At 63.6% G+C, this 23,683-nt stretch carries 21 protein-coding genes and 1 tRNA gene; 16 read left to right on the forward strand and 6 right to left on the reverse strand.

Annotated elements, in window-relative coordinates:
* Positions 1 to 76: 76 nt before the first annotated feature.
* Both H1S03_RS00590 and H1S03_RS00595 read right to left on the reverse strand, forming a co-directional pair.
* Positions 77 to 550, reverse strand: coding sequence for a hypothetical protein (locus tag H1S03_RS00590; RefSeq protein WP_185802698.1), 474 nt, complete (start codon positions 548 to 550; stop codon positions 77 to 79).
* A 196-nt stretch (positions 551 to 746) separates the two neighbouring features.
* Positions 747 to 1,163 (reverse strand): secondary thiamine-phosphate synthase enzyme YjbQ, encoded by a 417-nt coding sequence (locus H1S03_RS00595; RefSeq protein WP_185802699.1) that lies wholly within the window; start codon positions 1,161 to 1,163, stop codon positions 747 to 749.
* A gap of 85 nt (positions 1,164 to 1,248) precedes the next feature.
* Here H1S03_RS00595 and H1S03_RS00600 point away from each other — a divergent pair, with 85 nt between their 5' ends.
* A complete protein-coding gene (locus H1S03_RS00600; RefSeq protein WP_185802700.1) occupies positions 1,249 to 1,923 on the forward strand; it encodes an SDR family oxidoreductase in 675 nt (224 codons plus the stop codon).
* 123 nt (positions 1,924 to 2,046) lie between these two features.
* On the opposite strand, the gene rpoD is transcribed toward H1S03_RS00600, so the two are convergent.
* From rpoD to H1S03_RS00615, 3 genes are all read right to left on the reverse strand, one after another.
* Positions 2,047 to 4,005 carry an RNA polymerase sigma factor RpoD gene (rpoD, locus tag H1S03_RS00605; protein WP_185802701.1) on the reverse strand — a complete coding sequence of 653 codons (1,959 nt, stop codon included), beginning with the start codon at positions 4,003 to 4,005 and terminating at the stop codon, positions 2,047 to 2,049.
* Positions 4,006 to 4,107: 102 nt separating this feature from the next.
* Complete coding sequence (gene dnaG / locus H1S03_RS00610) at positions 4,108 to 6,054, reverse strand: DNA primase (protein ID WP_185802702.1); 1,947 nt, start codon at positions 6,052 to 6,054, stop codon at positions 4,108 to 4,110.
* Positions 6,055 to 6,127: 73 nt separating this feature from the next.
* Entirely contained in the window at positions 6,128 to 6,784 is a 657-nt protein-coding gene (locus tag H1S03_RS00615; RefSeq protein WP_185802703.1) for a ceramidase domain-containing protein, read from the reverse strand.
* 53 nt (positions 6,785 to 6,837) lie between these two features.
* Between H1S03_RS00615 and H1S03_RS00620 the strand changes: the two genes are divergently transcribed.
* The 8 genes from H1S03_RS00620 (at position 6,838) to H1S03_RS00655 (ending at position 18,236) form a co-directional block, all read left to right on the forward strand.
* Positions 6,838 to 7,530, forward strand: coding sequence for a metal-dependent hydrolase (locus H1S03_RS00620; protein WP_185802704.1), 693 nt, complete (start codon positions 6,838 to 6,840; stop codon positions 7,528 to 7,530).
* Positions 7,531 to 7,679: 149 nt separating this feature from the next.
* Complete coding sequence (locus tag H1S03_RS00625; RefSeq protein ID WP_166192890.1) at positions 7,680 to 8,750, forward strand: AI-2E family transporter; 1,071 nt, start codon at positions 7,680 to 7,682, stop codon at positions 8,748 to 8,750.
* On the forward strand, positions 8,747 to 9,421 hold the full coding sequence (locus H1S03_RS00630; protein WP_185802705.1) for an HdaA/DnaA family protein: 675 nt from the start codon (positions 8,747 to 8,749) through the stop codon (positions 9,419 to 9,421). The genes H1S03_RS00625 and H1S03_RS00630 overlap by 4 nt, the downstream gene beginning before the upstream one ends.
* A 151-nt stretch (positions 9,422 to 9,572) precedes the next feature.
* A complete protein-coding gene (gene metG, locus H1S03_RS00635; RefSeq protein ID WP_185802706.1) occupies positions 9,573 to 11,237 on the forward strand; it encodes a methionine--tRNA ligase in 1,665 nt (554 codons plus the stop codon).
* A gap of 168 nt (positions 11,238 to 11,405) precedes the next feature.
* Positions 11,406 to 12,329 (forward strand): DMT family transporter, encoded by a 924-nt coding sequence (locus H1S03_RS00640; protein WP_166192882.1) that lies wholly within the window; start codon positions 11,406 to 11,408, stop codon positions 12,327 to 12,329.
* A gap of 180 nt (positions 12,330 to 12,509) precedes the next feature.
* Complete coding sequence (locus tag H1S03_RS00645; RefSeq protein ID WP_185802707.1) at positions 12,510 to 14,279, forward strand: DNA polymerase III subunit gamma/tau; 1,770 nt, start codon at positions 12,510 to 12,512, stop codon at positions 14,277 to 14,279.
* Positions 14,280 to 14,349: 70 nt separating this feature from the next.
* On the forward strand, positions 14,350 to 16,128 hold the full coding sequence (locus tag H1S03_RS00650; RefSeq protein WP_185803050.1) for an ABC transporter transmembrane domain-containing protein: 1,779 nt from the start codon (positions 14,350 to 14,352) through the stop codon (positions 16,126 to 16,128).
* 212 nt (positions 16,129 to 16,340) lie between these two features.
* Positions 16,341 to 18,236 carry an acyl-CoA synthetase gene (locus H1S03_RS00655; protein WP_249777757.1) on the forward strand — a complete coding sequence of 632 codons (1,896 nt, stop codon included), beginning with the start codon at positions 16,341 to 16,343 and terminating at the stop codon, positions 18,234 to 18,236.
* 223 nt (positions 18,237 to 18,459) lie between these two features.
* On the opposite strand, the gene H1S03_RS00660 is transcribed toward H1S03_RS00655, so the two are convergent.
* A tRNA-Thr gene (locus H1S03_RS00660) sits at positions 18,460 to 18,534 on the reverse strand.
* A gap of 82 nt (positions 18,535 to 18,616) precedes the next feature.
* Between H1S03_RS00660 and H1S03_RS00665 the strand changes: the two genes are divergently transcribed.
* The 7 genes from H1S03_RS00665 (at position 18,617) to H1S03_RS00695 (ending at position 23,650) form a co-directional block, all read left to right on the forward strand.
* Positions 18,617 to 18,793 carry a hypothetical protein gene (locus tag H1S03_RS00665; RefSeq protein WP_185802709.1) on the forward strand — a complete coding sequence of 59 codons (177 nt, stop codon included), beginning with the start codon at positions 18,617 to 18,619 and terminating at the stop codon, positions 18,791 to 18,793.
* A 13-nt stretch (positions 18,794 to 18,806) separates the two neighbouring features.
* On the forward strand, positions 18,807 to 20,072 hold the full coding sequence (murA, locus tag H1S03_RS00670) for a UDP-N-acetylglucosamine 1-carboxyvinyltransferase (protein ID WP_185802710.1): 1,266 nt from the start codon (positions 18,807 to 18,809) through the stop codon (positions 20,070 to 20,072).
* Positions 20,069 to 20,545: a DUF2948 family protein gene (locus H1S03_RS00675; protein WP_166192822.1), complete on the forward strand. Its 477-nt coding sequence runs from the start codon at positions 20,069 to 20,071 to the stop codon at positions 20,543 to 20,545. The genes murA and H1S03_RS00675 overlap by 4 nt, the downstream gene beginning before the upstream one ends.
* An 86-nt stretch (positions 20,546 to 20,631) precedes the next feature.
* On the forward strand, positions 20,632 to 21,933 hold the full coding sequence (gene hisD / locus H1S03_RS00680; protein WP_185802711.1) for a histidinol dehydrogenase: 1,302 nt from the start codon (positions 20,632 to 20,634) through the stop codon (positions 21,931 to 21,933).
* The gene (locus H1S03_RS00685) at positions 21,930 to 22,394 is read left to right on the forward strand and encodes a UPF0262 family protein (RefSeq protein ID WP_166192816.1); all 465 of its coding nucleotides are present in this window, start codon (positions 21,930 to 21,932) and stop codon (positions 22,392 to 22,394) included. Before hisD ends, H1S03_RS00685 begins: the two co-directional genes overlap by 4 nt.
* Complete coding sequence (locus tag H1S03_RS00690; protein ID WP_185802712.1) at positions 22,394 to 22,840, forward strand: arsenate-mycothiol transferase ArsC; 447 nt, start codon at positions 22,394 to 22,396, stop codon at positions 22,838 to 22,840. Before H1S03_RS00685 ends, H1S03_RS00690 begins: the two co-directional genes overlap by 1 nt.
* Before the next feature lie 195 nt (positions 22,841 to 23,035).
* Positions 23,036 to 23,650, forward strand: coding sequence for a LysE family translocator (locus H1S03_RS00695; RefSeq protein ID WP_185802713.1), 615 nt, complete (start codon positions 23,036 to 23,038; stop codon positions 23,648 to 23,650).
* Positions 23,651 to 23,683 lie beyond the last annotated feature (33 nt).

A 23,683-nucleotide genomic window follows, 5' to 3' on the forward strand; every position in this document is an offset into this window, starting at 1 on the left:
TCACGCGCGGATGCCCCTCAAATACCGGATGCCGAACCCGTGGTCCGGCATCCGATTTCGCGGTGCTTAGGGCGCCTCAGAACGTTTCGATCTGAAGTTGCGCCGCGCAGGTCTGCGGCCCGTAGGTGCCGATCCAGATATCGTAGGTGCCGCTGGCCGGGTTGTTGATGTGCAGCAAGGCGTCGTTCGCGCTGCTGCCGTTGCTGTCATCGTCGAAGAACCAGTCGCCATCGCCATCGTTGATCAGCAAAACGCTGTCGCAATTGCTGACCACACGCAATTCGAGGCTGTAATTCGCATCCTTGTAATAGTTCAGTTCGAAGTCGGGCGACTGTGCGACCCATCCCGTGGGGGAGACGCCGTTATATGTGCGGATACCGCAGCGCGAGACATCGGAACTGCCGCCAGCCGTAACATTATAGTTCTGTGCCGAGTATAGCTGTGTCGCCGAAGCATTGATCGTCGGCCCGGAAAATCCAATGTTCGGACAAGCATAAGCTGCCCCGGCGATGAAAGTCATGGCGGCGGTGGCCAATAATGTCTTGAGCATTTTTCTGTCCCCTCGGTCAGGTGCGGTATATTTCGCGGGCATAATGCGTTCTGAACGTCGTTTCATGCAAGCAATACTGGATCGCACACCTTGTCCGCCCATTGTAATCTGCATTAATGGGATGCGGTAAATTACTGTTCTTCCTGTGTTTTACAGGCGCCTGCGAAGTGTACATGAATTCGCAATATGCAATCGTCTAGATCAGCGTCACCACGACTTTGCGTTCGTGCGGGGCCGAACGATGCTCGAACAGGTATAGCCCCTGCCATGTGCCCAGCGCCAATGCGCCACCTACGATGGGAACGTTCAGGCTGACGGGCAGCACCGCCGCCTTGATATGGGCTGGCATGTCGTCCGGCCCCTCGGCACGATGGGTCAGATAGCGCATCGCGGGATCGTTCGCGTCCGGCACCATCCTGTCGAAAAAGGCTTGCAGGTCGCGGCACACGTCGGGGTCGGCATTTTCCTGTATCAGAAGGGAGCAGGAGGTGTGCTGCACGAACAGGGACACCAGCGATGCCTTGCGTCCGTGCCTTTCGACCAGTGCCTGCACATCAGGCGTGAACTCGGTCAGACCGGCACCGCGTGTGCGGATCCTCAGCGTTGTCTGCATCGTCTTTCCCTCCTCAAACAGGCATCCTATGGAACGGCCCCGGCGTGATGCCGTTGGTTCACAACATTAAAACGGAGAGATCGGCATGAGTGACAGGGTTCTTTTTCTGACAGGTGCATCCAGCGGGATCGGCGCGGCAACGGTTCGGGCCGCGGTCGATGCCGGCTGGTCCGTCGGCATGATGGCGCGCAGTGAGGACAAGCTGGCGGAGATGGCCAGCGAATTCGGCGCGAGCGTGCTGGCGCTGCCCGGCGATGCGACCGAGTACGAACAGCAGGTCGAGGCCATCGGGCGGACCGTGCGACATTTCGGAAAGCTCGATGCCGCATATGCGAATGCAGGCACGGGTCTTTCCTCAGCCGGCACCGAGAACGGCGATACGGATGAGTGGCACCAAATGATCCATATCAACGTGCTGGGGGTTCTGTGGACGGCGAAGGCGGCCATGCCGCACCTCAAGCGGACCCAGGGCCATATGGTCATGACGGGCTCGGCCGCCGGGCGGCGCCATATCGCCGGATCGGTCTACGGCGCGTCGAAATGGTTCGTCCATGGCTATGGCGGCAATCTGGCGGCGGAAATGAAGGAATGGGGCGGTCGCTGCACGGTCATCGCGCCGGGGATGGTCGATACGCCGTTCTTCGATGAGGGCAAACCGGACAAGTTGCAGTCGCAGGATGTCGCGAATGCTGTTGTCTACGCGCTCGACCAGCCTGCGCATGTCAACGTGAACGAGATATTCCTGACCCCCACCGATTGATCTGGCTTTGCAAGAAATCGGCGGGTCGAAAGCTGTGCGCAGAACGTCAGCCATTTACGGCAAAAGTGACGCATCCATCAGCCTGAAACGGGGCAGGGGCATCTGGCCCCCGCCCCGAAAAAGTTACTGATCGAGGAAAGAACGCAATTTGCGGCTGCGCGACGGATGCTTCAGCTTGCGCAGGGCCTTCGCCTCGATCTGGCGGATGCGTTCGCGGGTCACGCTGAACTGCTGCCCGACCTCCTCCAACGTGTGATCGGTGTTCATGCCAATGCCGAAACGCATTCTCAGCACACGCTCCTCACGCGGGGTCAGTGATGCCAGAACCCGCGTCGTCGTTTCCTTCAGGTTGCCCTGAATGGCGGCCTCCAACGGCAACATCGCGTTCTTGTCCTCGATGAAGTCGCCGAGCTGCGAATCCTCCTCGTCCCCGATCGGAGTTTCGAGCGAGATCGGCTCCTTGGCGATCTTCTGGACCTTGCGGACCTTTTCGAGCGGCATTTGCAGCTTTTCCGCCAATTCCTCGGGCGTCGGCTCCCGACCGATTTCGTGCAGCATCTGACGGCCGGTGCGGACCAGCTTGTTGATCGTCTCGATCATATGAACCGGGATACGGATCGTGCGGGCCTGATCGGCAATCGAGCGGGTGATTGCCTGCCGGATCCACCAGGTCGCATAGGTCGAGAACTTGTAGCCGCGGCGATACTCGAATTTGTCCACGGCCTTCATCAGGCCGATATTGCCTTCCTGGATCAGGTCGAGGAATTGCAGGCCCCGGTTCGTGTATTTCTTGGCGATGGAGATCACCAGCCGCAGGTTGGCCTCGACCATTTCCTTCTTGGCCTGACGGGCTTCTTTCTCACCCTTCTGAACCTGCTGAACGATGCGGCGAAATTCGGGAATATCGACGCCGATATAGGTGCCGACCTCTCCCATTTCAGCGCGGACGTTCTCGACCTTTTCACGGTGGACGGAGGCGAGGGTGGACCAGCCACGGCCCTTGTTCTCACCCACACGGTCCAGCCAGCCGGGTTCCAGCTCGGCACCGCGATATTCAGCGATGAAATCCTTGCGGTTGATCCGCGACAGGTCCGACAACTTCACCATGTCGCCGTCCAGCGACATGATCTTGCGGTTGATGCCGTAGATCTGGTCCACAAGGGCCTCGATCCGGTTGTTGTGCAGGTGAAGCGAGTTCACCATCTCGACGATTTCGGAGCGCAGGCGCTGATAGTCCAGTTCCTGTGAGGTGGAAAACGTGCTGGCCTGGTTCAGCGCGGCGGACATGCGGTCGTCCTGCATGGCGGCCAGACGGGTGTAGTCACTCGCGATCCGGTCAAGCGTTTCGAGGACTTGCGGCTTCAGCTGAGCCTCCATCGCGGCCAGCGACAGGTTGGCCTGTTCGTCCTCTTCCTCGTCGTCCTCATCCGTGGTTTCGGTTTTCTCCTCCTCGGATGCATCATCTGTGGAATCGGTCGGGGTCGTGACCTCGCCCTCTTCCTCCTCCTCCAGCGTTTCGCCGAAAGTGGTCTCCAGGTCGATGACGTCGCGCAGCATGATGGCCTCTTCCATCAGCTCCTCACGCCAGATCGTGATGGCCTGGAAGGTCAGGGGGCTTTCGCACAGGCCCAGGATCATCGTGTTGCGGCCCGCCTCGATCCGCTTGGCGATCGCGATCTCGCCCTCGCGGCTCAGCAGTTCGACGGATCCCATCTCACGCAGGTACATCCGCACCGGATCGTCGGTGCGATCCAGTGTTTCGTTGCTGGCCGTGGTGGTGGCGATTTCGCGGCTGGTGGAGGCTTCGGCGTCGCTGGGGGCCTTGGCGTCCTCTTCCTCGGCTTCCTCCGGCTCGATGACATTGATGCCCATTTCGGACAGCATCGCCATCACGTCCTCGATCTGCTCGGACGAGACCTGATCGGGGGGCATCACCGTGTTAAGCTCGTCGTAAGTGATGTATCCACGCGCCTTGGCCGTCGTGATCATCTTTTTCACGCCGGCCTGGCTCATGTCCAGAATGGAGCTCGATCCGCTCTCCTGATCCTCGTCCTTGCGTTGTTCGAGGTCGTTTGCAGCCATGATGCACTCCGTCAAACCGTGCCGTTCCATACCCGAATCAGGGCCGAATCAGCGAAATATCCTGCACGATACTGAATCGATACTGATTCGGCCCGTGCTGCTTTAGCGTTTCTTTATCCAGACCTGCTCCGCGATTAAACGCGAAAGATGGTCTGACAATTCCTGTTCACCGCCGGTTTCGGCGTCTTCGTCCCTGTGACCGCGCAACGCCCGGTCCCGTGCAAGGCTGGCCTGTTGCAGCCGCCAGGTGACACCCTCGTCGGCAACACCATGCAGATCCTCCTCTGCGTCGCGCACCTCATCGCGGATGCCCATCTCGGCGGTCAGCTTGGCCATCTCCTCCAGAATCGCGGCCTGTGCGACCGTTGCGTCGGCCTCGGGGGCCAGATGTCGCGCGACCCGGACGTTGCCCAGCGTATTCAGCCGTTCCCGTGCGTCATAGCCGATTTGCGCCATCGTCGCTTCTACAGCCGCACTGGCATCGTGATGTAGGGGGCTGGTCAAATGAAACAAGAGCACGTCGCGCACTGTGATAAGATCGGCACAGGCCATTGGCAATCGTTCCAGCGATGCCTCCAGCTTCAGCGCTATGTCGGGATGGTTCAGGCATCCCGCGATGATCGCGCTTTCGCGCAGGCGCACGTGATCGTCCAGCGCGTGCGCCTCACGCGCCAGGAACGAGGCACGAGCCCCGGCGCTGGCCGGTTCGGGCGCACCCTTGGGCCGCCAGGGCACGCCCTTTCCAAACCCGCCGCGCCGATTCCGATTGCCGCCGAACAGGGCCTGCCGTTTTTCGCGCAGGGCGGCGGCGTAATGATTGCGGATCGACGGATCCTCGATCATTTGCAGCAACTTGCGCAGGTCCGCGTCCAGTGCCGCGCGCCGCTCGGGGCTGTCAAAGACGCGGCCCTCCGTCTCCCGCTCCCACAGCAATTCGACCATAGGGCGGGCCCCGTCGAGCAAAGCGTGCATTGCGGATGCGCCGCTTTCGCGGATCAGGTCGTCGGGGTCCTGACCGGCAGGCATCATGCAGAACCGCAGGCTCTTGCCCGGTTGCAGCATCGGCAGCGCCACGTCGATCAGGCGCTGCGCGGCGCGGATGCCGGCCTTGTCCCCGTCCAATGCGATGACCGGCTCATCCGCGATCCGCCACATCAGCGCCAGTTGCCCCTGCGTGATCGCGGTGCCGAGGGGGGCGACCGCGTGGCCAATTCCAGCTTGCGCCAGCGCGATCACATCCATGTAGCCCTCGGCCACCACCAGCGATTGCGTCTTGCCCGCAGCCTCACGCGCGGGGCCGTGATTGTAGAGCGCGCGCCCCTTGTCGAACAGCTCCGTCTCCGGTCCGTTGAGGTATTTGGCCCGGGCGTTCGGGTCCATCGCGCGCCCGCCAAGGCTGATCGCGCGGCCCCGCGCGTCGCGTATGGGAAAGACGATGCGGTCGCGGAACCGGTCATAGGGATCACCGCTGTCGGGCTGGGCCGCCACGCCCGAGGCGACGATGTCCTTCGCGTCGATCCCCTTGCCGCGCAGATGTTCGAACAGAACGGTGCGGCCCGCGGGGGCATAGCCGATCTCGAACCGCTCGACGGTCTGCTTGCTCAGGCCGCGACGGGCGATGTAATCGCGTGCGGCGGCGGCCTTCGCACCGGAAAGCTGCCCGCGATAGAACTTTACCGCCATTTCGACGATGTCGCTGAGTCCGGCGCGTTCCTGCGCCCTGGCGACGGCCTTCGGATCGCGGGCGGGCATCTGCATTCCGGCCTCACGGGCGAGGATCTCGACCGCTTCCATGAAGCTGACATTCTCGGTTTCCTTGACGAAACCGATGGCGTCACCCTTCGCATGGCAACCGAAGCAATAGTAGAAACCCTTGCGGTCATCGACGTGGAACGAGGCGCTCTTTTCCTGATGGAACGGGCAGGCGGCCCACATGTCGCCCTTGCCCGGATTCGACTTGCGGCTGTCCCACGTGACCTTGCGCGCGGCAACGGCGGCAAGGGACGTGCGCGCGCGCAGTTCGTCGAAAAAGGAGGGTGGAAGGCTCATCCCCCCAATATCGGCTTTCGCGCAAGGATCGGCAAGATGCCTCGGCGCGAAGTCTTCTCGACGAGGCTGCGATTCAACAGGGCTGCGACCGGTCATGCCGATCCAGGACCAGGATCATCCAGCCCAGCATGATGCCGTTCAGGACATGCCACAGCCAATGCACCCCCAATGGCACCACCGCGCAGATCGCCGGGTCCAGCGACCGCACGATCAACGAAACCGCCAGCACCGCCGCGCCGATCAGCAGGCCGCGCCCGGTCCGGGGCTTGCCCGGCAGCAGCCACAAGCCATAGCCCGCGATCAGCAGCGCGGTGGGGATGTAGCCCTCGGACCCGTTCAGCCCGCCAGTCACGGCCGCGATGCCGCTTGCGATCACGGCCGAAAAGGGAAGGAACAGCGCCACCGCGACGAACCCGGCCCACCGGGGGAGGTCCAGCATGCGCACCGTCGCCAGCCACAGATATACCAGTATGAACAGCAGGATCGGAAACACATCCGCCGCACTGGCCCAGCGCGTGGCGAATGTATGGAACATGAACGATCCGACACCGATTGTCGCCAGTATGACCAGCAGCAACCGCGCACCGGGATCCGCCCGATCCCGCACCATGCGCCACACCACGACCGCCGCGATCAGAAACGCGGCGTTCGTCACGGCATTGGCAGGCTCGGACCAGAAGCTGAAATCCGTGCGCTCGCAGTAGTTGTCGATCTGGGCTGACCAGTCCATGTTGTTCCCCATCCGGCTGTGCCGTACCATGACTTGCTGACGAGGACACGCAAATGAAAATCACCTGGCTCGGCCATTCCGGCTTCCGTATCGAGATCGGCGATCAAATCCTGCTGGTGGACCCATGGCTCGCCGACAATCCCAGCTTCGCCAGCGCCGAAAGAGGCCGCGCGATCACCGGCGCGACCGCGATCCTGCTCAGCCACGGTCACGGCGATCATTCGGCGGATGTTGTGGGCATTGCGAAGGAACTGGACATTCCCGTCGTCGGTATCTTCGATTTGATGAGCTGGTGGGAGGAGAAGGAAGGCATCTCCACCATCGGGTTCAACAAGGGGGGTACGGTCAAGCTGGGCGATGTCGCGATCACCATGGTCAACGCGACCCATTCGTCCAGTATCTCCACCCCCGATGGGCCGCGCTATGCCGGGGGCGAGGCCGGCTTCATGATCGCGGGCGAGGGCAAGACGATCTATTTCTCGGGCGATACGGACGTCATGGTGGACATGGCTGTGTTTCAGGCGCTGCACCATCCGCAGATCGGCATTCTGGCCGCCGGGGGGCACTTCACCATGGATATGAAGCGTGCCGCCTATGCCGCGAAGACGTTCTTCGATTTCGAAACGGTGATCCCGTGCCATTACCAGACCTTCGGCCTGCTGGAGCAATCGGCGGATGTCCTGCGCGAGGCCTTGCCGGATGTGAATGTGATCGAGCCGGAGGTGATGCGCCCGATTACCCTTTAGGCCGCTACACTTCAGATCGAATGATTGCCGGGGTCAGCGCGGCCTGCGGCGTCCGCCCCGCAGGGGGTTTGCCGGGCATGGCGAACTCCCGCCTTTCCACCGGGCATTCCGGCCTGTAAACCTGCGCCCGAACCACGGGAGCATTCGAGATGGCACTGAGCCGAGGCCAACAACTGCGCTATTGGGGGATCGGCGCCCTGATCTTCTTCGCGTTCCTGTGGTTTATAGGGGATACGCTGCTGCCGTTTCTGGTCGGCATGACCATCGCGTATTTCCTGGACCCCGTGGCGGATCGGTTGGAGCGGGCTGGATTTTCCCGCTTGTGGGCGACCGTGGTGATTACGGTCGGCGTGCTGCTCGGCGCGATGATCGTTCTGGTTCTGCTGATCCCGGTGGTGATCGACCAGACCCAATCGCTGATCGCTGCCGCACCCGGCTATGCCGAGACGTTGCGCAATTTCCTCGAAGAACGTTTCCCCGATTTTCTGGAGGAAGGCTCGGACGTGCGCGACGCCATCGACAGCACGACGGAAACGATCCGCGCGCGCATTCCCGACATCGCCAACTCGATCCTGGCATCCGGCATCGCGCTGCTGGATTTCGTTCTCCTTCTGGTCGTGGCGCCTGTGGTGGCCTTCTACATGCTGATGGACTGGGATCGCATGGTGGCCAAGATCGACGGCTGGCTGCCGCGTGAGCATCGCAGCAGCATCCGCGCGCTCGCCCGGCAGGTGGACGACGTGCTGGCGGGCTTTGTGCGGGGGCAGTTGACGGTATGCCTGATTCTGGGGACCTTCTACGCCGTGGCGCTGACCCTGATCGGCCTGCAATTCGGGCTTGTGATCGGCCTGTTCGCGGGCCTGATCAGTTTCATCCCCTTTATCGGCTCGATCATGGGAGGCATGGTCAGTATCGGCGTGGCCCTGTTCCAGTTCTGGGATCAGCCGCTGTGGATCGCCGCCGTGGCCGCTATCTTCGCGCTGGGTCAGGCGGTCGAGGGGAACGTTCTGACGCCGAAGCTGGTCGGCGGGTCCGTCGGTCTGCATCCGGTCTGGCTGATGTTCGCGCTGGCGGCCTTCGGCGCGCTGATGGGCTTTACCGGATTGCTGATCGCGGTGCCCGTCGCAGCCGTCCTGGGGGTGCTCGCACGGTTTGGACTGGAAAAATACCTTCAGGGCAGCCTGTATCGCGGGACCGAGGGGCGGGACGAGGATTTATGAGCCAGCTGCCCCTCGACCTGCCGCACAGACCCGCGCTGGACCGTGAGGCGTTCTTCGTCTCCGCCTCCAACGCGGCGGCCCTCACGATGGTTGAGGCCTGGCGCGACTGGCCCGGTGGCAAACTGGCGCTGACCGGGGCCGGTGGCAGTGGCAAGACTCACCTTGCCCATGTCTGGGCAGCCGGTGCCGGGGCCGTGGTGGTGGACGCCGTGGACCTGCCGCAGTCCGATCTGCCCGCGCTGGCTGAAATCGGGGCCGTCGCAGTCGAGGATGTCGATCACATTGCCGACCTGCCCACCCCGCGTGAGGCGGAGGCCGCGCTGTTTCACTTGCACAACATGCTCTCCGGCGCGGGGGGCAAGCTGCTGGTCACGGGCAAGGGCGCGCCTGCGCGCTGGCGCATCGCGACCGCGGATCTGGCCTCTCGGCTACACGCGGCGGGGCTGGCGACGTTGGGCGCGCCGGATGATGCGCTGATCCACGCGGTGATCGTCAAGATCGCCAGTGACAGGCAACTGGACCTCGACCCGCGCCTGCCGCCCTTTCTGGCGCTGCGGCTGGACCGCTCGCTCGCCTCGATTGCCGGGGCGCTGGCCGAACTGGATCGGCAGGCGCTGGCGGTGCAGCGGCGCATAACCGTGCCCTTCGCCCGGCAGGTTCTGGGGCTGTGACGCTTTTGCTCCCCCGTAATATCCCCGCCGCAGGTTGCGCATGCCGGACAGGGTATTTGTCCGGGGTAATTATCGCATAGCCTTCCTCCGCCCACTGGCGAAGCGCGCCTCGATGGGCTAGAGGTCGCGCCGACCGACATGAGGAAACCCGATGGCCCGTTATCTCGTCACTTCCGCCATTCCGTATATCAACGGCATCAAGCATCTGGGCAATCTGGTGGGCAGCCAGCTTCCCTCGGACGTTTTCGCCCGCTATCTGCGGGCGCGGGGTCACGAGGTGATGCATATCTGCGCCACGGACGAGCACGGCTCCCCGGCGGAGCTGGCCGCGCAAAAGGCAGGCAAGCCGGTTGCGGAATATTGCGCCGAGATGCACGAGGTTCAGGCCGAACTGGCCCGGGGCTTCCGTCTGGCTTTCGACCATTTCGGGCGCTCGTCCAGTCCGCAGAACCACGAATTGACGCAGCATTTCGCGGCTCAACTGGCCAAGCAGGGCCTGATTGCCGAGGTTGTGGAGCATCAGATTTATTCCGTCACAGACGGCCGTTTCCTGCCCGATCGCTATGTCGAGGGGACCTGTCCCAATTGCGGTTTCGAATCCGCGCGCGGTGACCAGTGCGACAACTGCACCAAGCAGCTGGACCCCACCGACCTGATCAATCCGCGATCCACCATTTCGGGCGCCACCGATCTGGAGGTGCGTGAGACGACGCACCTGCACCTCAAGCAAAGCCAACTGCGCGCCGAGCTTTCCGACTGGATCGAGGGCAAGCATGACTGGCCGTTGCTGACCACCTCGATTGCCAAGAAGTGGTTGAACGACGGCGACGGCCTGCAGGATCGCGGCATCACCCGCGATCTGGACTGGGGCGTGCCGGTGCCCGATCTGCCGGGCAAGGTTTTCTACGTCTGGTTCGACGCCCCCATCGCCTATATCGCCGCCACGGCGGAAAAGTTCGACGATTGGGAGCGTTGGTGGCGCACGGACAAGGGCGCCGACGACGTGACCTATGTTCAATTCATGGGCAAGGACAACGTGCCCTTCCACACCCTCAGCTTTCCCGCCACGATCATCGGATCGGGTGAGCCGTGGAAGCTGGTCGATTACATCAAGTCCTTCAACTACCTCAACTACGAGGGCGGGCAATTCTCCACCTCGCGCGGGCGGGGGGTCTTCATGGATCAGGCGCTGGGCGTGCTGCCGTCGGATTACTGGCGCTGGTGGTTGATGAGCAACGTGCCCGAAACCTCCGACGCGCAGTTCACGTGGGAGAGTTTTCAGGCGGGCTGCAACAAGGATCTGGCCGATGTGCTGGGCAATTTCGTGTCCCGCGTGACCAAGTTCTGCCGCTCCAAATTCGGCGAGGAAGTCCCCGACGGCCCGATGGACGAGACCGAGCAGGCCTTGATCGAGGAGTTGACCCGCCGCGTCACCCTCTACGAGGGGCACATGCAGGCGATGGAGTTTCGCAAGGCCACGGCAGAACTGCGCGCGATCTGGGTCGCGGGCAACGAATACTTGCAGGAAACCGCCCCCTGGGCCGTTTTCAAGCAGGATCCGGTGCACGCGGCGGGGATCATCCGCCTCGCGCTGAACCTCTGCCGTCTTTACGCCGCGCTGTCCGTTCCGTTCATCCCGGACGCCGCCGCGATGCTGGCAGAGGCGCTGAACACCGACCTCGACTGGCCCGATGACATGGCATCGGCGCTCGACACGCTCAAGCCGGGGCATGCGTTCAGCGTGCCTGAAAACCTGTTCGCCAAGATTACCGACGAGCAGCGCGAGGAATGGCAGCAGACGTTCCAGGGCCGCTGAGGTGGCACCGCACAATTTGTAACCGCACAATTTTGCCCGTGCCCCAAACCGGGATGTGGGCGTAAGACCGGGGTGGCGCGCACGATCGTGCGTCGCACCACAGCCGCGAAGCAGCCTCAGCGCAGTCCCGTTTCAGGGCGTCTTCCGGCCCGAAGTCGAGGACGATACGTGCAACAATCCCCCCCAGGCGGCGCCCTGCCACACCCCGCCCGAGAGCAACCGGACAATGCACGCGGACTGGCGTGGATGTTCTTTTCCGTCGTCACCGCCTCAGCCATGTCGGTTGCGGTGCGCTATGTCGCGGCGGATGTGGACAGCCGCATGGTCGTGACCTTGCGCGCAGGGGTCACGACATTGATAATCCTTGCAGTTCTGCCGCTGATCTGGCGCAAGCTGCGCTTTACCTCACCCCGCGACCATCTGATCCGGGGGGCGCTGATCGGGTTCTCGACGCATCTGGGATTCTTCACGCTGGTGCACTTGCCCTTGGCGACATCGACAGTGCTGTTCTTTACCGCTCCGATTTTCGCGACGATCCTGGCGGCGGTGTTTCAGGGGGAACGTGTGGGCCCGCGCAGATGGGGCGCGGTTTTGGCGGGGTTTGCAGGGGCTCTGATCATTTTACGACCGGGTTTCATCGGCTTGGAGGTCGCGATGCTGACGGCGCTCGGGTCCTCCCTGCTGTTCGCCATCGCCCTGTCGATGAGCCGCCGCATCGCGCGCGTGGACGGTGCGCTGTCCGCGTTCGTGTCCTCAGTGGTGGTGACGCTGGTCATCAGCGTGCCGATCGCGTTGCCTGTCTGGCAGATGCCGCACGGCTCCTCCGCGTTGATCGGACTGGCGGTTCTGGTGGTCTGCGGTGCCGCGCGGAATGTCGGGGATATTCAGGCCTATCGCTATGCCGATGCGGGCCTGCTGGCACCCATCACCTACCTGCGGCTCGTCCTGATCGGCGGGGCCGGATACGTTCTGTTCGGAGAAGTTATCGACAGCTATACCGCAGCCGGTGCGGCGATGATTGTGGCGTCCACGCTCTATATCGCGCACCGCACCCGCGTAACCGCCTTAAGGGCGAGGTCGTCAGCGTCGTAGCTTTCCCGCAGTTCCGGGTGGCGCGCGCTGACAGGTGACTGCGCCGCGATACTTGGCGTTGCTCCCCCCGGTTGAGTGCCGGGGTGCATTCCGCCGCGAGGATTGAGCGCGAAGCGCACGCCCGATGTTGCCCCTCACCCCCGGGGACCTTAGGCTGCGGCGACCGTTTCCGGAGGCCCCATGAGCGATTCCAATTACCAAGTCCTCGCGCGGAAATACCGCCCCGAAACCTTCGCCGATCTGATCGGGCAGGACGCCATGGTCCGCACGCTCAAGAACGCGTTCGAGGCGGACCGCATCGCCCATGCCTTTCTGATGACGGGCATTCGCGGTACGGGAAAGACGACCACCGCGCGGATCATCGCCAAGGGGCTGAACTGCATCGGGCCGGACGGGCAGGGTGGCCCCACGACCGAACCCTGCGGTAAATGCGAACCGTGCATCGCCATCGCCGAGGGGCGCCATGTCGATGTGATGGAGATGGACGCCGCATCGCGCACCGGGGTCGGGGACATCCGGGAGATCATCGATTCCGTGCGCTACCGCGCTGCTTCGGCCCGATACAAGGTCTATATCATCGATGAGGTGCACATGCTCAGCACCTCCGCCTTCAACGCGTTGCTCAAGACGCTGGAGGAGCCGCCCGAGCATGTGAAGTTCATCTTTGCCACCACGGAAATCCGCAAGGTGCCTGTCACCGTGCTCAGTCGATGTCAGCGCTTCGACCTGCGGCGGATGGAGCCAGAGCAGACCATGGCCTATCTCGCTCAGATCGCGGGCAAGGAAAACGCCGAAGTGGCAGAGGACGCGCTGGCCCTGATTACCCGGGCCGCCGAAGGGTCGATGCGCGACGCGCTGTCCTTGCTGGATCAGGCGATCGCCCACGGGGCGGGCCAGACCACCGCCGATCAGGTGCGCGCGATGCTGGGGCTGGCAGACCGGGGCAGGGTGCTGGACCTGTTCGATACGATCATGCGGGGCGACGCGGCGGGCGCGCTGGCGGAACTGTCCTCGCAATACGCCGCTGGCGTCGATCCGCTGGCCGTCATGCGCGATCTGGCGGAGGTGACGCATTGGATCAGCGTGGTAAAGATCTCACCCGAGGCAGCCGAGGATCCAACCGTCACGCCGGACGAACGCTCGCGCGGCCTGGACATGGCGGAGAAGCTGCCGATGCGCGCGTTGTCACGCGCGTGGCAGATGCTGATCAAGGCGCTGGAGGAGGTCGCCGCCGCGCCCAACGCGATGATGGCCGCTGAAATGGCAATCATCCGCCTGACCCACGTGGCCGACCTGCCCAGCCCCGAGGATCTGGTGCGCAAGCTGCAAAATAGCGGCGCAACGGGCGGCGGCGTGGCGCAAACGACCTCCGCTGGCAATGGTGGTGGCGGCGGGGGCGGCAGCGGTGGCGGAATGACCGCGCGCGCGGCGCTGGGCGGCACCCCTGTCATGCGCTCCGTCTCGCAGACCGTGGCATTGGCGGAGGCGGAGGAAAACCCCCTCGCACGCTATGCGCAGTTCGAGGATGTCGTCGCCCTGATCCGCAAGCGGCGCGACATGCAGTTGCTGGTTCAGGTGGAACGCTACGTTCGCCTCGCCCGCTACAGCCCTGGCCGGATCGAGTTTCAGCCGACGGAGGATGCACCGCCGCAACTGGCCTCGGTTCTGCAACAACGTCTTCATGCGTGGACGGGCGTGCGCTGGGCCGTGACGCTGGTGTCCGAGGGCGGGGCCGAAACGCTGGCGGAAACCAACGCCGCCCTGGCCGATACGATGGAGGCGAAGGCCCGCGAGCACCCGTTGGTCCTGGCCGCGATGCAGGCTTTCCCACAGGCGCAATTCGTGCGCATCCACGTGCCGGAGCCTGAGGAGGACATCAACGAGACGGTCGTGCCGATCGATCCGGACGATGTCGATGACGATTGGGCACCGGTCGATCCGTTCGACTGAACCCGCCGCCGGTTGCGGTGCCCCGCATTGGTTGTTACATCGCAGCACGCAGCTTACCGAAAGTGTCGAAATGGCCGAGACGACCGAGGGTCGCGCACGCGCGAAAACTCTATCCCCGATCCGGGGTCTGGCGCCGTTCCTCGCCCCCTATCGCGTCTGGATCATCGGCGCGGGACTGGCGCTGACGTTCACGGCCGCGCTGACGTTGATCCTGCCCCTCGCCGGGCGTCGGGTGATCGACAATTTCCTCGCCGAGGACCTGGGCCGGATGGACGCCTATTTCGCGGCGGCTTTGGGCATCGCCGCGCTGCTGGCGGTCGGCACGGCGATCCGCTACATGCTGGTCACGATCATCGGGGAACGTGTCGTCGCGGACATTCGCAAGGCGGTCTATGATCGCGCCATCGGCATGTCGCCGGTCTATTACGAGCGTCTGATGACGGGCGAGGTGTTGAGCCGCCTGACCACCGACACGACGCTGATCCTCTCCGTCATATCCTCCAGCGTTTCGGTGGCGCTGCGCAATGTGCTGACGCTGTCGGGGGGGCTGGTGATGATGCTCTTCACCTCGACCAAGCTGACGGTCGCGGTGCTGGTTCTGGTGCCGCTGGTGATCCTGCCCATCGTCCTGCTGGGGCGTCGCTTGCGCGGACTGGGGCGTGAAAATCAGGATCGGATCGCCGCCAGTTCGGCGCAGGCCAGCGAAACGCTGATGGCGGCGCAGACCATTCAGGCCTACACGCATGAGACAGCCAGCCGCACCGCGTTCGGACGGTTGACCGATGCCGCCCTCTCGTCCGCGCAGCGCCGGATCAAGGTGCGTGCGGCCATGACCGCCATCGTGATCTTCCTCGTCTTCGCGGGGGTTGTCGGCGTGCTGTGGCTGGGTGCGCGCGATGTGCGTGCGGATACCATGACGCCGGGCACGCTGTTCCAGTTTCTGATCTATGCCATTCTGGTGGCCGGCGCGGTGGGGGCCCTGTCCGAAATCTGGGGGGAGCTGATGCGCGCGGCAGGCGCGACGGAGCGTTTGATCGAATTGTTGCAGGCCGAGGATCCCGTGCGCGATCCGCAGAATCCTGCGCAGCTGCCTGCCCCCCGCGGCGCGGTGGCGTTGCGCGACGTCTCGTTCCACTATCCCGCCCGCCCGACGGTCGCCGCCCTGTCTGGGGTGACGCTGGACATCTCACCGGGTGAGACTGTCGCCATCGTCGGACCCTCCGGCGCGGGCAAGACCACGATCTTTCAACTGCTGCTGCGCTTCTACGACCCCGATGCCGGAACGGTCGAGATGGACGGCGTGGACATCGCAACGCTGGATCGCACGCAGATGCGCAGCCGTTTCGCGCTGGTGCCGCAGGAACCGGTGATCTTTGCCGATTCCGCGCGTGAGAACATCCGCTTCAGCCGCCCCGACGCCACGGATGCGGAGGTTGAGAGCGCGGCGCGCGCCGCCGCCGCCCACGACTTCCTGCTGGCCTTGCCCGACGGGTATGACACCTATGTCGGGGAACGGGGCGTCATGCTGTCGGGGGGGCAGAAGCAACGCATCGCCATCGCCCGCGCGATCCTGCGCGACGCACCGGTCCTGCTGCTGGATGAGGCGACCTCCTCACTCGATGCGCAAAGCGAACGCGCGGTGCAGCAGGCCGTGGATGAGCTGTCGCAGGGCCGGACCACGGTGGTGATCGCGCACCGACTGGCGACGGTGAAGAAGGCAGACCGGATCGTGGTGATGGAGGGCGGCCAGATCGCCGCCATCGGAACGCACGATACGCTCATCGCGCAGGACGGCCTGTATGCACGACTGGCCCGCTTGCAGTTCACGGACGGACTGAACGACATCTGACCCGGAATCGGTCCCGCTGCGTGGCCTTGCGAACTTCCGCGCAAAACGCATTCCCGGTAGGGCCGCCTCACGGAAAGGGGCACCTGCCGCGAGGGATGTGCGCTTTTGACGCGGCGTCTGGCTTGTGTCACCGTAATTGCTGAGCATTCTGCATCGCAGCAACGATGACCGCAGACAATGCGGCACGTACAATAAGTGGAGGGATACGGACCATGACGAACATGTCGACTCTTGCCGACAAGATTGCGATCGAACAGGCAATGCCGATCGAGAAGCGCTGGACGGCCAGGACGGTCTACGAACAGCTGGCGCAGACCGCGCAGACCCACGGCAACCGCCCAGCCACGACATTTCAGATCAAGTCCGGTCCCAAGGACAAGGCGGAAACCCACACCTGGGCGCAGCTACTGGGCAAGGTTACTCAGGCCGCGAACCTGTTTCGCAGTCTGGGGGTGGGTGACGACGATGTCGTGGCCTATCTGCTGCCCAATGCGAACGAGGCCGTCATCACCTTGCTGGCCGGGGCCACGGCGGGGATCGTGAACCCGATCAATCCCCTGATGGAGCCGGAGAAGATCGCCTCCATCCTGCGTGACACCAATGCGAAGGTTCTGGTCACGCTGGCACCGATGCCCAAATCCGACGTCGCCGAACTGGCCGCGCTGGCCTGCGCCGAGGCACCCAACGTCGAGACCATCCTCGAAGTCGATCTGACCCGCTACCTGTCACCGCCCGTCTCGTGGATCGCCAAGCTCATCCGGCCCAAGGCGGTGCGCGGGCACGACGCGAATGTCCTGAACTTCAACGCCGAAATCGCGAAGATGAATGCAAAGGCGCTGGATTTCGCGGAACCGCAGAACGACAAGATTGCCGCCTATTTCCACACCGGCGGCACCACCGGAATGCCCAAGATCGCGCAGCACCGTCATTCCGGCATGATCTACAACGGCTGGGTCTCGACCGAGATTCTGTTCTCGGAAAAGGACGTCCTGCTGGCACCGCTGCCGCTGTTCCACGTCTTCGCCGCCTATCCCATCCTGATGACGGCGGTGGTGTCGGGCGCGCACATGGTGATGCCGACCCCGCAGGGCTATCGCGGTGACGGCGTGTTCGACAATTTCTGGAAACTGGTGGAGCGGTACAAGGCGACCTTCATGGTGATGGTTCCGACCGCCGCCGGTGCCCTGATGCAGCGCAAGGTCGATGCCGATGTCTCCAGCCTGAAATATGCGTTGTGCGGGTCCGCACCGCTGCCGGTCGAGTTGTTCCGACGCTTCGAGGAGGCCACGAACGTGCGGATCCTCGAAGGATACGGCATGACCGAGGCGACCTGCCTGATCTCATGCAATCCAGCCACGGGGGAGCGCAAGATCGGCTCCGTCGGACTTCCGTTTCCCTATACGGACGCGAAGATCCTGCACTGCGACGATAAGGGCGAGATCATCAAGGAATGCGGAACGGACGAGGTTGGCGAAATCTGTATCTCCAATCCGGGCGTCGTCGTCGGGGCCACCTACACGGACAGCTCGATGAATGTCGGGCTGTTTGCCGGCGATTTCCTGCGCACCGGTGATCTGGGCCGGATCGATTCGGATGGCTTCGTCTTCATCACCGGCCGGGCGAAGGACCTGATCATCCGGGGCGGTCACAACATCGACCCCGCAACCATCGAGGAAGCCCTGTCGGGTCACAGGGAGGTCGCCTTCGTGGGCGCAATCGGTCAGCCCGACGCCCATTCCGGCGAATTGCCCGCCGCTTATGTGGAGCTTGTGGCGGGTGCGACAGTCACCGAGTCCGCGCTGATGGCCTATGCCGAGGAACATATCGGGGAGCGGGCCGCGATTCCGAAACACCTCGAAATCATGGCCGAACTGCCGAAAACCGCTGTGGGCAAGATCTTCAAGCCCGATCTGCGCGCGTCCGCCATCACCCGCGTGTTTGACAAGGCCCTGCGCGATGCCGGTGTCGAGGCGCATGTCACCCGCGTGTTCGAGGATAAGAAACGTGGTCTGGTGGCCGAACTGGTGGCAGACAATGCCTCCGTCACGGATGACGGCGTAAGGCAGGCACTGGGCAACTATTCGCGCCCGTGGCAATGGGCGGAATGATCCGGGCCTGACCTGTCCGGGCCTGAACTATCCGGGGCCTGATCTATCGGGGGCAGTCATGGCTGCCCCCGGAATCATTCGCCCTTGCGACACCGTTCGCCCTGTCCCACAGGCGGATCACCTAAACGCCTCGCCTGCCGATCGAGGGGCCCCCGAACATCAGGGGTCCGCAATCGCAACGGAGCATCAGATCGCGCGGATCGTATTTCACATCTGAGAAAAATGGTGCTGCCGGTGAGATTTGAACTCACGACCTCTCCATTACCAATGGAGTGCTCTACCCCTGAGCCACGGCAGCGTTGGCGCGTCTTTTATCCGATTCACCCCGGTGCGCAACCCCAATCTGGACCAATCCGCAGAACGTCACTATGTCACAGGTCATGAGCAGCAAGGATACCCGATCGGAAGAGACCAAACGCGCCGATGCCGCCCGTGCGGAACGGCTGGCTGAGCAATTGCGCGCGAACCTGCGCCGACGCAAGTCGCAGAGCCGGGCGCGCAAGGCGGCGGACGTCGACCCCCCCCGATCCGACAATCCCGCCCCCAAACAGGACTGAGAGAGGCCGACATATGGACAAGATCATCGTGCGGGGGGGCAATCGCCTGAACGGTCGTATTCCGATAGCGGGTGCGAAGAACGCCTGTCTGACCCTGATGCCGGCGGCCCTGCTGTCGGCGGAGCCGTTGACGCTGACCAATGCGCCGCGCCTCAGCGACATTCGCACCATGACGGAACTGCTGCAATCGCTGGGCTGCGAGGTGGCGAGCCTTCAGGACGGTCAGGTTCTGGCGCTGGGGTGCAAGCAGATCACGAACCACACCGCCGATTATGACATCGTGCGAAAGATGCGGGCCTCGATCCTGGTGCTCGGGCCTATGCTGGCGCGTGACGGTCATGCGGTCGTGTCGCTGCCCGGCGGCTGTGCCATCGGTGCGCGGCCCGTGGATCTGCACCTCAAGGTGCTGGAGGCGATGGGGGCGCAGATCGACCTGCGCGACGGATATGTCCATGCCACCGCGCCCGACGGCCTGAAGGGTGCGGAGTTCACCTTCCCCGTTGTGTCCGTCGGTGCGACGGAGAACGCCCTGATGGCCGCGACCCTGGCCCAGGGGACGACCGTCCTGCACAACGCCGCGCGGGAGCCGGAGATCGTGGACCTCGCCCGCTGTCTGATCGCCATGGGCGCGCGGATCACGGGTGAGGATACCGGCACCATCACCATCGAGGGCGTTGAGAAGCTGCACGGCGCCACCCACCGCGTCGTCACGGATCGGATCGAACTGGGAACCTACATGCTGGCCCCGGTGATGACCGGCGGTTCGGTCGAGCTGCTGGGCGGATCGCGTGTATTGGTCGGAAGCTTCGCCGACAAGCTGGAGGAAGCGGGCGTCACCATCGAGGAAACCCCCGAAGGCTTGCGCGTGACGCGGGAGGATACTCCGCTCAAGCCGCTGCACGTCGTGACGGAGCCGTATCCCGGATTCCCCACCGATCTTCAGGCGCAGATGATGGCGATGCTGATGCTGGCAGATGGCGAAAGCGTGCTGGAGGAGCGGATCTTTGAAAACCGCTTCATGCACGCCCCCGAATTGCAGCGCATGGGCGCGAATATCGTCGTGCGCGGCGGCACGGCACATGTGCATGGCGGTGAAACGTTGAAGGGTGCGAAGGTCATGGCCACCGATCTGCGGGCATCGGTTTCTCTGATCCTCGCGGGATTGGCCGCGAAGGGTGAAACCGCGATCAGCCGGGTCTATCACCTCGACCGCGGATATGAAAACGTCGTCGAGAAGCTGTCCGCATGTGGTGCCGATATCGAACGGGTGACGGAATGAACGGAGAAGATGCAAGTTTCGCGGACGGGCAGGAAAGCCCCCTGCGGTTGATGGCGGCGGATGCCGACGATCTGCGCGTGATGTCGGCGTTGTGTCAGGACGCAGTTGCGCAAACGGCGGAGACGTCGTGGAATGTCAGTCGTCGGGAATTTGCCCTGCTATTGAACCGGTTCCGTTGGGAATATCACGTCGGTCGCCCCGGCCAACCGGCCGAACGCGTGCAATCGACGCTGGTGATCAACGATGTGAAGCGGGTGCGCGCGAACGGCGTCGACCCTAAGGACCGCGATCTGGTCCTGTCGCTGCTGGAGCTGGAATTTGCGCCGACGCAGGACGGGCAGGGCGTCCTGACGCTCGTCCTCGCCGGGGATGGTGAGATCGCGCTGGATGTCGAAAGCCTCAACCTGACGCTGACCGACGTGACCCGCCCGTATCTGGCCCCCTCACGCAAGGCGCCCGATCACAAGCTATAAGGCTTCGGCATATCGCGCGCCAATTTGCCGGGTTGAGAAGCGACCCTCCGGCGGCTAAGCCAGACATGCAACAAGACGAGCGACCCATGCCCCAGTTCCTATCCACCACCGATCCCGATTTCGAAACGAATTTCAGGGCGCTTCTGGGAATGAAGCGTGAGGCGGATGAGGACGTGGACAAGGCCGTCGCCGCGATTATCGCCGACGTCCGCGCGCGCGGCGATCAGGCCCTGATCGACTACACCGCCCGTTATGATCGCCTGACGTTGACGCCTGAAACGCTGGTCTTTTCCGTGGAGGAGATCGACGCGGCCATCGCCACCGTACCGCCGCAGGAACGCTCCGCGCTGGAATTGGCCGCCGCCCGCATCCGCGCCTATCACGAACGGCAGCGCCCCGAGAATGCGCTGTGGACTGATGAGGCCGGTGCGCAGTTGGGGTGGCGCTGGACCGCCGTGTCCGCAGCGGGGCTTTATGTTCCCGGCGGACTGGCCTCCTACCCCTCGTCGGTGCTGATGAACGCCATCCCGGCGCAGGTCGCGGGGGTGGAGCGGTTGTGCATCTGCGCGCCGACACCGGACGGGGTTGCGAACCCTCTGGTTCTGCTCGCCGCGCGGTTGGCGGGGGTGGATACGATCTATCGCCTCGGCGGGGCGCAGGCCATTGCGGCGATGGCTTACGGGACGGACAGTGTGCAGCCGGTGGACAAGATCACCGGACCGGGCAATGCCTTCGTCGCTGCGGCCAAGCGGCGGGTGTTCGGGCAGGTCGGGATCGACATGATCGCGGGCCCATCGGAAATCCTGGTTATCGCTGACGCGGACAACGACCCGGACTGGATCGCCGTCGATCTGTTGAGCCAGGCCGAGCATGACGAGAGCGCGCAGTCGATCGTGATCACGACGGATCGCGCGTTTGGCGAAGCGGTCGCAAAGGCTGTGGACAAGCGCCTCGAAACGCTGGAACGCCGCAAGATTGCCGGCAAGAGCTGGGCGGATTTCGGTGCGGTCATCACCGTGCGCAATATGGAGGAAGCTGTCGCGCTGTCCGACCGCATCGCGCCGGAGCATCTGGAGATCGCCTGTGCCGATGCTCAGGATATCGCGGACACGATCCGCCACGCGGGCGCGATCTTTATCGGCGCATGGACGCCGGAGGCGATCGGGGATTACGTCGGCGGGCCGAACCACGTGTTGCCCACGGCACGATCCGCACGGTTTTCGTCCGGGCTGTCCGTCCTCGATTTCATGAAGCGCACGACCCTCGCCCGTATGACGCCCGACGCTCTGGCAGCGATCGGGCCTGCGGCGGAAACCCTCGCCATCTCCGAAGGGCTGGAGGCGCATGGCCTGTCTGTCCGCGCCCGTCTGGAAAGGCTGAACACATGAGCCGTCTCACAAAAATCGAGTTGGACGATACGGGTCTGCCGCCCCCGACGGCTGAAATCGAGCAGGAACGCAAGGTCGCGCTGTTCGATCTGCTTGAGGAAAATTCCTTCGCGCCCACCGGCGCGCCGGACGGACCGTTTCACCTGTACCTGTCCATTCAGGATCGGCGCCTCGTATTCGATATCCGCGATCAGGACGATGCGGCGGTCGGGGCGTTTCACCTGTCCCTCAGCCCGTTCCGGCAGGTCATCAAGGATTATTTCCAAATCTGCGAAGCCTATTTCGAGGCGGTCAAACGACTGCCCCCCGCCCAGATCGAGGCGATCGACATGGGCCGCCGCGGGATCCACGACGAGGGCAGCCGCATCCTGGCAGAGCGGTTGGAGGGCAAGGTTCAGACCGATCACGCGACGGCGCGTCGTCTGTTCACGCTGATCTGCGTTCTGCATTTCAAGGGGTGATGGCTGACCGTCCGACATCTGTCCTGTTTTGCTGCGATCACAACGCTGTCCGCTCCCCCATGGCGGAGGGGATCCTGAAACAGCAGTTCGGACGCTCGATCTATGTGCAATCGGTCGGGGTGCGTCACGATCAGGAAATCGACGGGTTCGCGATCCAGGTCTGCTCGGAGGTCGGGGTGGAACTGGCGCGCCACCGTTCCCGGTCCTTCGAGGAAATGTCCGAGTGGGGCGACAATCTGGACGCGTTCGACCTGATTGTCGCTCTCAGCCCGGCCAGTCTGCGCCATGCGCATGAATTGACCCGAAATTCCGCCGTCGAGGTTTTGTACTGGCCCATCATGGACCCGACCGGCCTGGCCGAGGGGCGCGAGGAGCGGTTGGAGCATTACCGCACCGCCCGCGATCAGATCCTCAAACATATCAAAGAGCTCTTCGGAACAGCCTGAGCTTGCCAGACCCCGCATCCTCTGACTTCATGGTGTCGAGGCGGGAGGTCGAATGCGCTCCGCTCATGGGTTTCCGGTTGCTGCCAACCGGAAAATGCTGAGCGATCCTGATTCCGGGGGGTATGGATATGCCGTTCGATGGCAAGCGCATGATCCGGGGTGGCTTCACCCCGCTGTTCGGGGGGAACTGATCTGATGAGCTTTGAAACCTGGCTTGTCTTCACCGTGGCGTCCGCCGTCCTCGTGGCGATTCCCGGGCCGACCGTCCTGCTGGTCGTCAGCTTCGCGCTGGGGCAGGGCCGCCGGACCGCCTGGGCGACCGTGCCGGGCGTGGCGCTGGGTGATCTGTTCGCCATGGTGGTGTCTCTCGCAGGGGCCGGCGCGATCCTCGCCGCGTCAGCGACGGCGTTCACGGTGCTGAAACTGCTGGGCGCGCTCTATCTGATCTGGTTGGGGATCGGCCTGCTGCGCAGCGCGCCCAGGACGTTCGTGGCACAGCCCGCCACCGGGCGCAGGCTGTTTCGCAACAGCTTTACCGTGACGTTGCTGAACCCCAAGGGCGTTGTTTTCTTCATCGCATTCGTTCCGCAATTCATCGACGCGAACGGGCCGCTATTGGCCCAGACCGCGATCCTGATTGCGACATTCGTGACGGTGGGGGCCATTAATGCGACGCTTTGGGCGATTGCGGCCGGTACGATGCGCGACAGGCTGGCCTCGATCCGGGCGCAGCGCAATATCGCGCGGGTCGGTGGCAGCTTCCTGATTTTTGCGGGGATGGTCACTGCGCTGACGCGTCGCGCGGCGTAGGACTTGATTTCCCCGCATTTTAGGCCCATATCC

It is taken from the genome of Pontivivens nitratireducens (genome assembly GCF_014235845.1).
GTDB classification, from domain to species: domain Bacteria; phylum Pseudomonadota; class Alphaproteobacteria; order Rhodobacterales; family Rhodobacteraceae; genus Pontivivens; species Pontivivens nitratireducens.